The sequence below is a fragment of the Streptomyces sp. NPDC002690 genome (genome assembly GCF_053592415.1).
Genome location: NZ_JBSFVR010000039.1, coordinates 22,995 through 35,066 on the forward strand (window position 1 = coordinate 22,995; position 12,072 = coordinate 35,066).

A 12,072-nucleotide genomic window follows, 5' to 3' on the forward strand; every position below is an offset into this window, starting at 1 on the left:
ACGGAGTTGGCACCAGCGAGTCCCGGCCGTCAGGCAGCCGCCACCGCCGGCGCGTCCGTGGCCCGCGGTGTGCGACGGACGACGAGGGACATCAGGGCGGCCACCGCGCACAGTGCTCCGGCGGAGTACCAGACGACGTCGTAGGAGCCGAAGACGTCCCGGGCCACTCCGCCGAGGAACGCGACCACGGCCGCGCCGATCTGGTGAGAGGCCAGCACCCAGCCGAAGACGATCGCGCTGTCCTCGCCGTAGTGCTCCCGGCAGAGGGCGATGGTGGGCGGGACGGTGGCGACCCAGTCCAGGCCGTAGAAGACGATGAAGAAGACCATCGGCGGGTGTACCGAGGGCGCCATCAGGACCGGCAGGAAGAGCAGCGAGATCCCGCGCAGCGCGTAGTAGACGGCGAGCAGCCGGCGGGAGTCGAAGCGGTCGGTGAGCCAGCCGGAGAAGACGGTGCCGACGATGTCGAAGACCCCGATGACGGCGAGCAGCGAAGCCGCGGCCGTGACCGGCATGTGGTGGTCGTGGGCGGAGGGCACGAAGTGGGTGCGGATCAGGCCGTTGGTCGACGCGCCGCAGATCGCGAACGCCCCGGCCAGCAGCCAGAACTGTCCGGTGCGGGCCGCGTCGAAGAGCACCCGCAGGGTCCTGGCGGCGGCGCCCCGGGTGGGGGCCGGCTTCTGGGTGTACGCACCGCCGTAGGGGGCGAGACCCACGTCGGCGGGGTGGTCGCGCAGCAGGAACCAGACGAGCGGTACGACGACCAGGGCGGCGAGGGCGACCGTCATCGAGGCGGGCTGCCAGCCGTGCTCCTTGACGATCCAGGCGCAGAGCGGCAGGAAGACCAGCTGGCCGGAGGCTCCGGCGGCGGTGAGGATGCCGGTGACCAGGCCGTGCCGGGCGACGAACCAGCGGTTGGTGACGGTCGCGGAGAAGGACATCGCCATGGAGCCCGTACCGATCCCCACCAACAGGCCCCAGTAGATCATCAGTTGCCAGGAAGCGGTCATCCAGACGCTGCCGAGCGCACCGGCGGCCACCACGGTCAGGGCGAGGGCGACCACCCGGCGGATGCCGAACCGGTCCATCAGCGCGGCTGCGAAGGGCGCGGTGATCCCGTAGAGCGCGAGGTCGATCGAGACGGCGAAACCGATCTCGCCGCGCGACCAGCGGAACTCCGTGTGCAGCGGGTCGATGAGGAGACCGGGCAGGGCGTTGAACGCGGCGCCGCCGATGATCGTCACGAAGGCGACGGCGGCGACGATCCAGGCACGGTGGATCCGGGGGACGGTCGGGAAGCGGTTCGGGCGGGGGGACTTGTCGGCCGGGGCCGGAATCCGGCGCTCGCCCTCGCCCCGGGCGGTGCTCTCGGTTGTCTGGGTCACGTCCATGAGCATCCGGCCGGGGGCGGGGTACGGGCGAGTGGCCTGGAGGCCACCTGTCGCAGGGATCGGGCCACCGGTCCTCGGACGGATGTGCGGGATGCGTACGATCAACTGCCGGAAACACAGGCACCCTTGCGGCCCACGGCACCCGCAGCCGCCCCGACGACGAGGACAGATCACCATGTACTGGGAAACCCGCCAGGAGTTCGACCGCCGCGCCTCCACGCGCTCCGCCTGGGGCATGGGCCTCGTGGCGGTCGCGGCCGTCCTGCTGGTGTGGCTGGGCTGGCTGCTCCTGGTGCCCTTCAGCGTCACCTCCTCCGTCGGCGACCACGAGATCGACTGCGGCGCCCCCGTGTCGGAGGTGTACTCGCCGAGCAGCAAGAACGTCTGCGCGGACGAACGCCAGTGGCCGGAGCTCATCGGCGTCCTCGGCCTCTCGGTGCCCTTCGCGGTGACCGGCGCCGCGCTCTGGGTCTCCGGCAACAGCCGCAAGCGCACCGCCGAACACGTGCTGCGGTTGCTGGAGCTTCAGGAGTCCGAGGGACGGACCCGCCGCGAGGCCTGAGCCGACCGGCCCGCCGCCGTCGCGACGGCCCACCGCCGCACCGCCCACCGCCGCACCGACCGGTACACGCCCCACGAGAATGCCGCGCCCACCGCGTACCAGAGCAGGTCCGGGGCGTTGAAGGTCGAGCCGAGCACCAGCCGGAACACCTCCGAGCGGGCCGACAGTCCGGCGGGCACGCCGGTCAGCTGCGCGACCTCAACGGCGCAGCTGAACGCCAGTGCCACCCCGGCCGCGAACGCCGGGCGGACGCGCGGGGCGACCAGCACCACCAAGGCGTGGATCAGCACCGTGTACAGCGCGTCGCCCGCGTACTTCCCGGGGTCGCCGTCCGAGACGGCGCGGACGGCGAGGGCGCCGACGACGGTCAGCACGGCACAGGCCGCCGCGACCCCACGGGTGCGCACGGCGGGTCCGGCGAGGGCCCCTCGCCCGTCCCGTACCGTCCTGGTCATCCGGTGCGCTCCAGCCGGCTGATGGGGCGCGCGACGAGCAGCGCCGCCACGACGAGCAGGTTGATCACGGCGCCCGCCAGGAGCAGTGAGGACGTGCCGACCGCCTCGGCGACCGGGCCGGCCAGCGCGCGGCCCGCCGCGACCATCAGGAGCGACCCCGCCACGTCGTAGGCGTGCAGCCGGTTCAGGGCTTCGGGCGGGACATGCGTCTGGACCGTCGTGGACCACATCACCAGCCAGAACGCGGAGGCCGCGCCGGCCACCAGCTGCCCGGCGCCGAGAGCCGCGACCGGCAGGTCGAGGCCCAGTACCACCAGGTTGACGGCGACGGCCGGGAGCGCCAGCGCCCCGGCCGCGAGCGGGCGGCGTGGGCGCAGCCGGAGGGCGAGCAGCCCGCCGACCACGCTGCCCGCCCCGCTGACCGCCATCATCACGCCATACGTTCCCGAGCCGTGGCCTTCGGTGATCCGGACTGCGGTGAGCGGCTGGACCGGGCCGAGGACGGCGAAGCCGTACACCGTCCAGATCGCGATCACTCCCCAGAGCCAGGACCGGGCGCGGAACTCGCGCCAGCCGTCGGCCAGTTCGGCGACGAATCCGCCGCGCGGCACTTCGTCGTGCGGTGCGGGGGCGAGTCTCAGCAGGAAGAGGCAGACGCCGGATACGGCGAAGGTGGCCGCGTTGGCGACGTACACCGCTCCGGCGCTCGCCAGTCCGACCAGCAGGCCCGCGAAGGCAGGGCCGGCCATCGTCATCAGGGCCTCGGAGACGCGCAGGACCGCGTTGGCGCGCTGGACGTCGGTGGAGATCCGGGGCACGGTCGAGGCGACGCCCGGTTGGAACAGTGCGGCGCCCACGCCCGCGACCGCGCTGAGCGAGCAGACCGCCCAGAGGGGCGGGCTGCCGGTGGCGAAGAGGACCGCCAGAGCGGAGGCGCCGGCCAGCCGCAGCGCGTCGGCGGCGACCATCATCCGGCGCGGGGTGAACTTGTCGGCGAGCACCCCGCCGAAGAGCACGAACACCGCCAGCGGGGCCATCCAGGAGGCGAGCGCGTATCCCACGGAGGAGGTCGGGCGGCCCGCGCCCAGCAGCCCGGCGGTGAGTGCCACGGGGATCATGCCGTCGCCGAAGAGGGCGACGGTGCGGGCGACGAAGAAGTACCGGAAGTTACGGTTCCAGAGCGGCTCGGCCGGGCCGCCACCGACCCCGGGAAACGCCGCCGGTGCGGCCGGGTCCCACCCCTGGGCGAGCTGTCGCGGGGCGTGTACGGTCCCTTGATCACCGAGCCCGGGAATGCGTGCGCCGTTCCGTTGCTTCTCCGTCACATCGCAGAGGTGTACCAGGCGAAGGTCTATACCACCAAGGGATTAAGAGGAGGCGGTCGTGGTCCACCGTGTGGTGGTGCTCGCGCTGGACGGAGTGATCCCCTTCGAACTGGGCATCCCGCAGCGGATCTTCGGGATCGCCCGGTGCCTCGGGCCCGCCGGCGAGGGTGAGCCGCTCTACGAAGTCGTCACCTGCTCCGTCCGGCCGCCCGGCCCGGTGCAGACGGACGCGGACTTCGCGGTGATGGTCCGCAACGGCCCCGAGGCCCTCGCGGAAGCCGACACGGTCGTGGTCCCCGCCTCGTACGAACTGGGCCCGGTGTACGACGAGGGCCGGCTGACCGGTGAACTCACCGCCGCCTTCGCCCGCATCCGGCCCGGCACCCGGCTGGTCGCCATCTGCACCGGCGGGTACGTCCTCGCCGCCGCCGGCCGGCTGGACGGCCGCCCCGCCACCACCCACTGGGCGTCCGCCGACCACTTCCAGCGGCTCTTCCCGAAGGTCCGGGTCGATCCGGACGTGCTCTTCGTGGACGACGGGGACGTGCTCACCTCAGCCGGAGTGGCCGCGGGCCTCGATCTCTGTCTTCACCTGGTGCGACGCGACCACGGCACCGCCGTCGCCAACGACGTGGCCCGCCGCACGGTCGTACCGCCGCACCGGGACGGCGGTCAGCGCCAGTTCATCCAACGCCCGGTGCCCGAGCCCCGGTTCGCCACCACGACCGCGGCCAGGGCCTGGGCGCTCGCCCGCCTGGACCGGCCGATCCAGCTGCGGGACATGGCGGAACGCGAGTCGATGAGCGTACGGACCTTCACCCGACGATTCCGCGAGGAGGCCGGCGTCAGCCCCGGCCAGTGGATCACCCAGCAGCGGGTGGAACACGCCCGCCGGCTCCTGGAGTCCTCCGGCCTCACCGTCGACCAGATCGCCCGCCAGTCCGGCTTCGGCACCGCCACCTCGCTCCGCCAGCACTTCCAGGCCGCCCTGGGCGTCCCCCCGACCGTCTACCGCAGAACCTTCCGCGCGACCGCCGACCCCCGGGACGACTCGATACAGGCCCTGGTCGCGGACGTCAGGTCAGATCGGGATAGAGATCGCTGAAAGCGAGCAGCGGGTCGTAGGCGTCGAGTGCCGGGTCCTCCGCGCGCGCCTGGGACGCGGCGCGGCCGTACCGGTCGACCTCGCACCAGATCTGCTTCCCGGTGCCCTCGGGCATCCAGCCCCACCGGTCGGCGAGCCCGTCGACCAGCTCCAGGCCGCGCCCGTTGGTGTCGTCGCCCTCCGCGTGGCGCTGTTTCGGCGGGCGGGCACTGGCGTCCGCCACCTCCACGCGCACGGTCCCACCCGCCCCCGGCGCACCGGTCGGGCCGAAGAGCATCCGCAGCACGGCCGGACAGCCCGTGTGCACCACCGCGTTGGTGACCAGTTCCGAGATCAGGAGGATGAGCGTCTCGGCGAGCGGTTCGTCATCCCTTATCCCCGACCCCTCCAGGCGCGACCGCGCCCATCTGCGGGCACGTCCCACCTCTGCGGGATCCGCCCCGACCTCCAGCTGAACCTGAAGCACCTGCACCGCTCACACCATCCGAACCGGCGGACACATCGCCTCGCGCCTCCTCAGGATCACGGAACGTGATTCCTGTGCGCGACAGCATGGTTGACGTACAGTCACCGCAACAAGCGCTTCGGGCATATTCACGCGCGAAGGAGTACGCGTGGTGCATACTGTGCGACGCACTCGACCGGAGGCCGCCGAGACGGACCTCCGCGCCCCCGGCATCGCCGTCCGACCCGGCCCGGTGCAGCTCCCCGAGGTACGAGCAAGGCACCGCACCCGGCCCTCGGCCGCCGCACGGGGCGCCTCCGGAGCGTCCGGTTCCACTAGCTCTCGCATCCCACGGAGCGTACCCGAGCACGCCGACGACTCCTGCCGGTGACCGAGCGGCCACAAGGCGTCGCCGAACGTGCGCGAGGGGCGGCCTCCTTACGTCACCGCACGTCACCGCATGCGGGGACCGGGCTCACCCCTGGCGGAACGGTTCGCTCCGGCGGCGGCGGACGGCCGGGCCGGACATCTGCGCGAAGGAGGAGGCAGGACGCCTGAGCGAATGCACGCCCACCCGCACGCCCGGCGCACTACGGAGTGCGCGGCCGGAGCGCGAGGGCTCACTCCGGCCCGACCGCGCACTCCGGCATCGAGCGCCACGCATCAGGCGTCAGGCACCCCCGACCGACCGCCGTCAGGCGCCCCGGCCCGACCGCCGTCACGCGCCCCCGCCCGACCGCGTCGGGCGTCCCGGTCCTCCCGCGCCGCGCGTCCCGGCCGACCGCGTCAGGCGTCCGGCTCGACCACGGTGACGTACGCGGCGAGGGCCGCCACGGCGTCGTCCTCCGCGACGCGCCCGTCCTGGTCGGTGTCCAGGCTCCGGGCGGCGATGCGCGCGATGTCCGCGTCCGCGCCGAGCACCCGCAGGGCACGCTCCACCGCGTCGACCGGAGCCGTGCCCGCGGCCGAGGCTCCCCGGACCGGTGCGCCCGAGGGGCCGACGGGTCCGTTGACGCCGTCGGCGGCGGCGACGTCGATGGCCGCGCGCAGGAAGGGGCGGGCGATCTCCGCGAACCGCTCGGGACTGTCCCGCAGCCGCTTCACCGCCCCGCCCACGAACTCCTCGCGGCTGACCCGCTGGTCGCCGTCCACATCGGCGATCCCGGCCATGCCCTGCCAGAAGGCCTCCGCCCCGCTGTAGAGGGCCTGTCCCCGGTCGCATCGGGCCGTCGTGCCGAACTCGGCGAGCAGTCGGGCCGCGGCGGCGTTGAAGTCGGTCCGGTCGATGTAGCCACTGCCGTCCTGGTCGAAGGCGGCGAAGCGGTGCGCGATCTTGCGCTCGTATTCTGCGCTGTCCATGCCGGGAGCGTACGACGCCCGACGTCGCCACGTGTCACTGCGGCAAGACAGCAATGTGACAAGGCGGTATGACAACCTCACCGCACCGGTGTTCTGTCGGGCAGTCAGGCGGGCAGCGGCAGAGCGGTCTCGTCGACGGCGGCGTCCGCGTCGGGATAGACCTCGAAGAGCCTGCGCACCCCCAGCGCGGCGAGCACCCGGTTGACGTGGGAGCCGTCCTCGGCTCCCCGGGCAGGCAGGATCAGCCGCAGCCGGCCGCCGCAGGACTTCATCAGCCGGCGGGAGGCGATCAGCACCCCGACGCCGCTGGAGTCGCAGAAAAGTACCTCCGTCAGGTCGAGAACGACCTGATGCCGCCCGGCCGCGACGGCTCCGTGCACGGAACTACGGACGACGGGTGACGTCACCAGGTCCAGCTCGCCGTATATCCGGAGCACGGTCCATTCGCCCTGCTCGGCCTCGTCCACCTTCAGCGTCACGCGACTGGACCTCTCGTTCCGGGGCTCCCGACGAGACCGGTACCGTACCGGTCTCGATGCGGAGGATTCCGTTCCTCCTCGCGGCTGCCCACTCGCCCCTCCATGAAACACCGGGCCACTCTTCCGTGTGCACGCGGGTTTGCGGGGGCCGGGACCGGCAAGGAGCCCCACCGCACACTCCCGCCCCGATGTCCCCGGCGGCCCGACCGCCGCCCGCTCTCTCGCCGCCGGCCCCTTTACCATTCAACGGCCCGCCGGGAGGTAGTTGGCGCAAAGGTTCGTGTTCGGACCGGGTCGCGCACTACATTCAAGGTGCACGAGGGGCACGGGGGCACGTTTCGGGACCGACCGCAGGGCGCAGGGCTGGGGGTTTCATGGCGTACGGCGCACCTCCCCGCTGGGACCGCAGGATGCAGCAACGACTGGCCCGCGGCGAGGCGGCGGCCCTCGGTGAGCTCTACGACCGGTTCGCCGCGCTCGTCCACAGTCAGGCCAACCGGATGCTGGAAGACGAAGACGCCGCCGACATCGTGACCCGCGAGGTCTTCGCCCACGTCTGGGAGAACCCGGACGCCTACGACCCCCGGCTGGGCTCCATGCGGTCCTGGGTGGCACGGCTGGCCCACCGGCGTTCGGTGGAGCGGTTGCGCTCGGCGGAGCGCGACGCGTACGAGGATCGTCCCGGCGGCCCGAACGGCGGTGACGACGGCCCGCGGGACACCTCCGAGCTGGACGAACGTCTGCGCAGGGCGACCGCCGCGGCCCGTGCCGACTACATCGCGGCCACCATGCCCGAACCGCTGCGGGCGGCGCTGGAACTCGCCTACATCCAGCGCCGCGACTACCGGCAGACCGCGACCGACCTCGGGGTGACCGAGATCGAGGCCCGCCGCCGGCTGCGGCTCGGACTCCAGCTCCTGTCGACGGCGAATCTCGCCCCGGCGGACGGTTTCTCGCCGCCCGGCTACGGACGTGCCCTGTGAGCGGCCACGACGGCGGCAACGGCGGGGCCGACGGCACCGGGGACGACGTGCGGCGCGCCCGGCGGATACCGGGTCCGCGCAGCGCCCCGGACGACCTGGCCCTCGACTCCGTACCGCGCCCGGTGCTCCCCTCGGACCTGACGGATCTCACGGACCTCAACGACGTGGGGGACCTGCCCGAGCCGGAGGACGCACCGGAGGCGGAGGACGCGCCGGAGGCGGAGGACGCGCCGGAGGCGGAGGCGGAAGCGGAGGTGGTGCCGCGGCCCCGCCGCCGGCCCGAGCCTCCCCCGTTCGTGCTGCCGACCGTCCCCGTGCCGGTCGTTCCGGTGCCCGAGGCGTCGCACTCCGCGCTGCGGTCCATGCTCGGCGCGTGGGCGCTGGCCGCCTGTTCGGCCGAGGAGAGCAGGGACGTCGAGGAGCACCTCGCCGGCTGTCCGCCCTGCCGCGAGGAGGGGACGCGGCTGCGGGACGCGGTGGGGCTGCTGCACACCGACCGTTCCCTGGACCTCGACCCGAAGCTCCGCAGCCGGGTCATCGAGAGCTGTCTCGAACGGCGTCCGGCCGGGATCCCGCTTCCGGAGTGGGCGGCGCCCTACGACGCGGAGACCGCGCGGCTCGACGCGCTGCTCCGGGACATCGGCGACGCCGAGTGGCACGCCCCGGTGCGGCTGCGGTGGTTCGAGGAGGAGAAGCCCGCCACCCGGAAGACGACGGTGGCCGGGGTGATCGCCCACCTGCTGGCCGTCGACGGCCTCGTGGCCGACGCGCTCGGTCTGCCCGACCCGCTGGGCGGACGGGGCCTGCCCCGTACACCGGTCGCGCGCACGGAGGCGATCTGGTCGGAGTCGGCCCGCCCGGCGACCCGGTCCATCCGTACGCCGTGGCGCGACCTGAACCACACCCTGCTGCGTACGGTCTCCTTCGCCGAGCACACGGTGGCGGACGACTCCGTCTCGTACGGAGGCTTCTCGCTGTCGGTCCGGGACTCGATGGTGGAGCGGGCCTTCGAGTGCTGGGTGCACGGCTGGGACATCGCGCGGGCGGTCCACTATCCGTACGCCCCGCCGGCCGCGGGACACCTGAACCGGATGGTCGACCTGGCCGCCCGGCTGCTGCCCGGTGCGCTGGCGGTACGCCGCCGGGCGGGGCTGGCCGCGCCCGCGAAGGAGCTGGTCGCGGCGGGTTCGCCGGGGCGCTCGCTGCACCTCGAAGTGGAGGGCCGGGGCGGCGGGAACTGGTACATCCCGCTGGACTCGCCGGCCGCGGTCGGTTCGGCCGACCACACGGTGGCGCAGATCGCCCTGGACGGGGTGGAGTTCTGCGAGCTGGTCGCGGGCCATGTGCCGCCGGTGGAGGCCGCGGTGGGACGGGTCGGCGACCGCCGGGCCATCCAGGACGTGCTGTACGCGGCGGCCTCACTCAGCCGGCTGTGACACGGGCGGGCGTGGGCACCGGGCTGTGACACCGGCGGCCCGGATGCCCGCGTCCGGGCACCCGGGCATCCGGCGCCCCCAGCCGCTCAGGCGAAGACCACCGTGCGGCGGCCGTTGAGCAGGATGCGCCGTTCCGCGTGCCACTTCACCGCGCGGGCGAGCGCCTGGCACTCCACGTCCCGGCCGATCGCGACCAGTTGGTCCGGAGTGACGCCGTGGCCGACGCGCTCGACCTCCTGCTCGATGATCGGCCCCTCGTCGAGGTCGGCCGTCACGTAGTGGGCGGTCGCGCCGATCAGCTTCACGCCCCGGGCGTGCGCCTGGTGGTAGGGGCGCGCGCCCTTGAAGCTCGGCAGGAAGGAGTGGTGGATGTTGATGATCCGGCCGCTGAGCGCCTTGCAGAGGTCGTCGGAGAGGACCTGCATGTAGCGCGCGAGGACGACGAGTTCGACGTTCTCCGCGCGGACCAGCTCCAGCAGCTCCGCCTCGGCCTCGGCCTTGGTGTCCCGGGTGACGGGGATGTGCCGGAAGGGCACGCCGTACGAGCCGACCAGCTCGGCGAAGTCCTCGTGGTTGGAGACGACGGCCGCGATCTCCACCGGCAGTGCGCCGATCCGGGACCGGAACAGCAGGTCGTTCAGGCAGTGCCCGAACTTGCTGACCATCAGCACCACCCGCATCCGCTCCGACGCGAGGTGGATCTGCCACTCCATGTGGAAGGAGTCGCCGATCGCGGCGAAGCTCGCCCGCAGCTTCTCCACCGAGACCGGCGAGGACGCCGAGAAGTGGACCCGCATGAAGAACAGACCCGTGTCGTGGTCGCCGAACTGCTGGCTGTCCTCGATGTTGCAGCCGGTCATGAAGAGATAGCTGGACACGGCGTGCACGATGCCCTGTTTGTCCGGGCAGGACAGCACGAGAACGTAACTTTCGGAGCTCTCGGGGTCGACTACCGAGGCGTCCGGGGCGGGGGAGGCGGGCTGCGGCGCGGTCATCCCCGTAGATTGCCACACCCGCCCGGTCTCAGGCCGATCTGGTCATGATGCGGAGAACGTCCAGCGAGCGCGGCGGGACGTCCGGGTCGTCGCCGTCGTTGGTGGCGAGCAGCACATGGGCCTCGCGGGTGGTCTGGACGGCCTCCGGCCAGCCCGCGTGCTCCAGATAGGCGGAGACGGGGGCGTCGGCGCCGACCTGGTGCATGATGCGCAGCACCCGCAGCACGGCGGCGTCCACGGCGGCGGCCTCGGCCGGGTCGCGGAAGATCGTGCCGATGTACTTCTCGGCGGACCAGTTGTCCAGCCAGGTGTCCTCGACCAGGCGGTACACGGCGTCGGTGACGTCGCCGTACCCTTCCCGGCCGGCCAGCCAGCACTCGTGGTGGAAGACGGGGTCGGAGAGCATGTGCAGCGCCGAGCGCACGTTGCTGCGCCAGCGCCACCACGGCATGTCATTGAGCGGCATGCCGTCCATGGTGGTGGAGCGGCGGCCTCGACGGGAAGTGTTCTCCGAACCTTGGTGCACGGTTGTCGATCGTACGTTCCCTCGTGCCGGGTGCGTGCGGGCCCCCGGAGTTCACCGCCCGGTCACTTCCCGTTGCCTCTCGCACACAGCGCCGTTACCCGGAGCCCGGCAGGCTCCGTTTCCATGACCGGACGGCGACGCGCCCCCCTTCTCGGCTCCTTCGGCTCTCCCGCTCGCCCGGGAACCCGCCGGCTCCTCGTCGGAGCCACGGCGGCCGGAGCACTGTTGCTGTCCGGTTGCGGGGCGCTCCCCGGCGCGTCCGCGGACTCCGGCGGCACGGTCACGGTGATGACCTGGGCCCCCGGCGCTTCCGACGACGCGGACTCGGTGACGATGGCCGGAGTGACGGCCACCGCCGCCACCTACGCGAAGTGGATCAACGCGCGGGGCGGCATCGGCGGGCACGAGCTGAAGGTGCTCACCTGTGACGAGGAGGACTCGCTCGCCGGCGCCGAGAAGTGCGCGCGCGAGGCGGTCGACCGGGACGTCGCGGCGGTGGTCGGCTCCTACAGTCGGCACGGCCAGACCTTCATGGCACCGCTGGAGGCGGCGGGCATCCCGTACATCGGCGGGTACGGCGCGTCCGACGAGGAGTTCCAGAGCTTCGTGTCGTATCCGGTCAACGGCGGCCAGGCGGCGCTGGTGGCGGGCAACGGCAGACAGCTGGCGGGTTCCTGCGAGACGGTGTCGCTGGTCCGGCCGGACTCCATCGTCGGGGACAGCATGGCGACGCTGCTCGACGCGGGTCTGGCCCTGGGCCACCGGCACGCCGCCAAGGACGTGGTCGCCCCCGAGTCGGCGACCTCGTACGACTCCGAGGCCACGAAGGCCCTCGACGCGGCCGGGGACGGCTGTGTCACCGCCGTCCTCGGCGAACGCACCGGCACCTTCTTCGACTCCTTCCGCCGCCTCCCCTCGAACGAGGGCGGGACCAGGATCTCCTCGGTGCTCGGCAGCGTCAGCCAGCCGCTCATCGACAGCACCGGCGGCCGGAACAGCCCGTTCGAGGGG

General features: G+C 72.8%; 13 protein-coding genes. 5 read left to right on the forward strand and 8 right to left on the reverse strand.

From position 1 onward, the window contains the following. Window positions 1-29 precede the first annotated feature (29 nt). Window positions 30-1,397 carry an MFS transporter gene (locus ACWD3D_RS08345; RefSeq protein WP_451460118.1) on the reverse strand — a complete coding sequence of 456 codons (1,368 nt, stop codon included), beginning with the start codon at window positions 1,395-1,397 and terminating at the stop codon, window positions 30-32. Window positions 1,398-1,566: 169 nt separating this feature from the next. Between ACWD3D_RS08345 and ACWD3D_RS08350 the strand changes: the two genes are divergently transcribed. Next, window positions 1,567-1,953, forward strand: a complete 387-nt coding sequence (locus ACWD3D_RS08350) for a hypothetical protein (RefSeq protein ID WP_451460119.1) — start codon at window positions 1,567-1,569, stop codon at window positions 1,951-1,953. Here the strand turns inward: ACWD3D_RS08350 and ACWD3D_RS08355 are convergent. Then, entirely contained in the window at window positions 1,917-2,408 is a 492-nt protein-coding gene (locus ACWD3D_RS08355; RefSeq protein ID WP_451460120.1) for a ribosomal maturation YjgA family protein, read from the reverse strand. The genes ACWD3D_RS08350 and ACWD3D_RS08355 overlap by 37 nt on opposite strands. Next, on the reverse strand, window positions 2,405-3,733 hold the full coding sequence (locus tag ACWD3D_RS08360; RefSeq protein ID WP_451460121.1) for an MFS transporter: 1,329 nt from the start codon (window positions 3,731-3,733) through the stop codon (window positions 2,405-2,407). The genes ACWD3D_RS08355 and ACWD3D_RS08360 overlap by 4 nt, the downstream gene beginning before the upstream one ends. A gap of 58 nt (window positions 3,734-3,791) precedes the next feature. Between ACWD3D_RS08360 and ACWD3D_RS08365 the strand changes: the two genes are divergently transcribed. Continuing rightward, window positions 3,792-4,838 (forward strand): GlxA family transcriptional regulator, encoded by a 1,047-nt coding sequence (locus tag ACWD3D_RS08365; protein WP_451460122.1) that lies wholly within the window; start codon window positions 3,792-3,794, stop codon window positions 4,836-4,838. Here the strand turns inward: ACWD3D_RS08365 and ACWD3D_RS08370 are convergent. From ACWD3D_RS08370 to ACWD3D_RS08380, 3 genes are all read right to left on the reverse strand, one after another. Then, window positions 4,810-5,310: an ATP-binding protein gene (locus tag ACWD3D_RS08370; protein ID WP_451460123.1), complete on the reverse strand. Its 501-nt coding sequence runs from the start codon at window positions 5,308-5,310 to the stop codon at window positions 4,810-4,812. The genes ACWD3D_RS08365 and ACWD3D_RS08370 overlap by 29 nt on opposite strands. A gap of 759 nt (window positions 5,311-6,069) precedes the next feature. Further along, window positions 6,070-6,642: an EF-hand domain-containing protein gene (locus ACWD3D_RS08375; protein WP_451460124.1), complete on the reverse strand. Its 573-nt coding sequence runs from the start codon at window positions 6,640-6,642 to the stop codon at window positions 6,070-6,072. A 104-nt stretch (window positions 6,643-6,746) separates the two neighbouring features. Further along, window positions 6,747-7,121 (reverse strand): STAS domain-containing protein, encoded by a 375-nt coding sequence (locus tag ACWD3D_RS08380; protein WP_451460125.1) that lies wholly within the window; start codon window positions 7,119-7,121, stop codon window positions 6,747-6,749. 374 nt (window positions 7,122-7,495) lie between these two features. On the opposite strand from ACWD3D_RS08380, the gene ACWD3D_RS08385 reads away from it, so the two are divergent. After that, complete coding sequence (locus tag ACWD3D_RS08385) at window positions 7,496-8,104, forward strand: sigma-70 family RNA polymerase sigma factor (RefSeq protein WP_451460126.1); 609 nt, start codon at window positions 7,496-7,498, stop codon at window positions 8,102-8,104. Next, a complete protein-coding gene (locus ACWD3D_RS08390; protein WP_451460127.1) occupies window positions 8,101-9,540 on the forward strand; it encodes a maleylpyruvate isomerase N-terminal domain-containing protein in 1,440 nt (479 codons plus the stop codon). The genes ACWD3D_RS08385 and ACWD3D_RS08390 overlap by 4 nt, the downstream gene beginning before the upstream one ends. An 86-nt stretch (window positions 9,541-9,626) precedes the next feature. On the opposite strand, the gene purU is transcribed toward ACWD3D_RS08390, so the two are convergent. Further along, window positions 9,627-10,535: a formyltetrahydrofolate deformylase gene (gene purU, locus ACWD3D_RS08395; protein WP_451460128.1), complete on the reverse strand. Its 909-nt coding sequence runs from the start codon at window positions 10,533-10,535 to the stop codon at window positions 9,627-9,629. A gap of 28 nt (window positions 10,536-10,563) precedes the next feature. After that, on the reverse strand, window positions 10,564-11,010 hold the full coding sequence (locus ACWD3D_RS08400) for an SCO4402 family protein (protein WP_328723785.1): 447 nt from the start codon (window positions 11,008-11,010) through the stop codon (window positions 10,564-10,566). A 174-nt stretch (window positions 11,011-11,184) separates the two neighbouring features. Between ACWD3D_RS08400 and ACWD3D_RS08405 the strand changes: the two genes are divergently transcribed. Further along, on the forward strand, window positions 11,185-12,072 hold an 888-nt coding region (locus ACWD3D_RS08405; protein WP_451460129.1), incomplete at its 3' end, for an ABC transporter substrate-binding protein.

Bases quoted from the DNA above. Each gene is read 5' to 3' on its own strand.
- ACWD3D_RS08345 (WP_451460118.1), bottom strand. From the start codon at position 1,397: ATGCTCATGGACGTGACCCAGACAACCGAGAGCACCGCCCGGGGCGAG.
- ACWD3D_RS08350 (WP_451460119.1), top strand. From the start codon at position 1,567: ATGTACTGGGAAACCCGCCAGGAGTTCGACCGCCGCGCCTCCACGCGC.
- ACWD3D_RS08355 (WP_451460120.1), bottom strand. From the start codon at position 2,408: ATGACCAGGACGGTACGGGACGGGCGAGGGGCCCTCGCCGGACCCGCC.
- ACWD3D_RS08375 (WP_451460124.1), bottom strand. From the start codon at position 6,642: ATGGACAGCGCAGAATACGAGCGCAAGATCGCGCACCGCTTCGCCGCC.
- ACWD3D_RS08385 (WP_451460126.1), top strand. From the start codon at position 7,496: ATGGCGTACGGCGCACCTCCCCGCTGGGACCGCAGGATGCAGCAACGA.
- purU (WP_451460128.1), bottom strand. From the start codon at position 10,535: ATGACCGCGCCGCAGCCCGCCTCCCCCGCCCCGGACGCCTCGGTAGTC.
- ACWD3D_RS08400 (WP_328723785.1), bottom strand. From the start codon at position 11,010: ATGGACGGCATGCCGCTCAATGACATGCCGTGGTGGCGCTGGCGCAGC.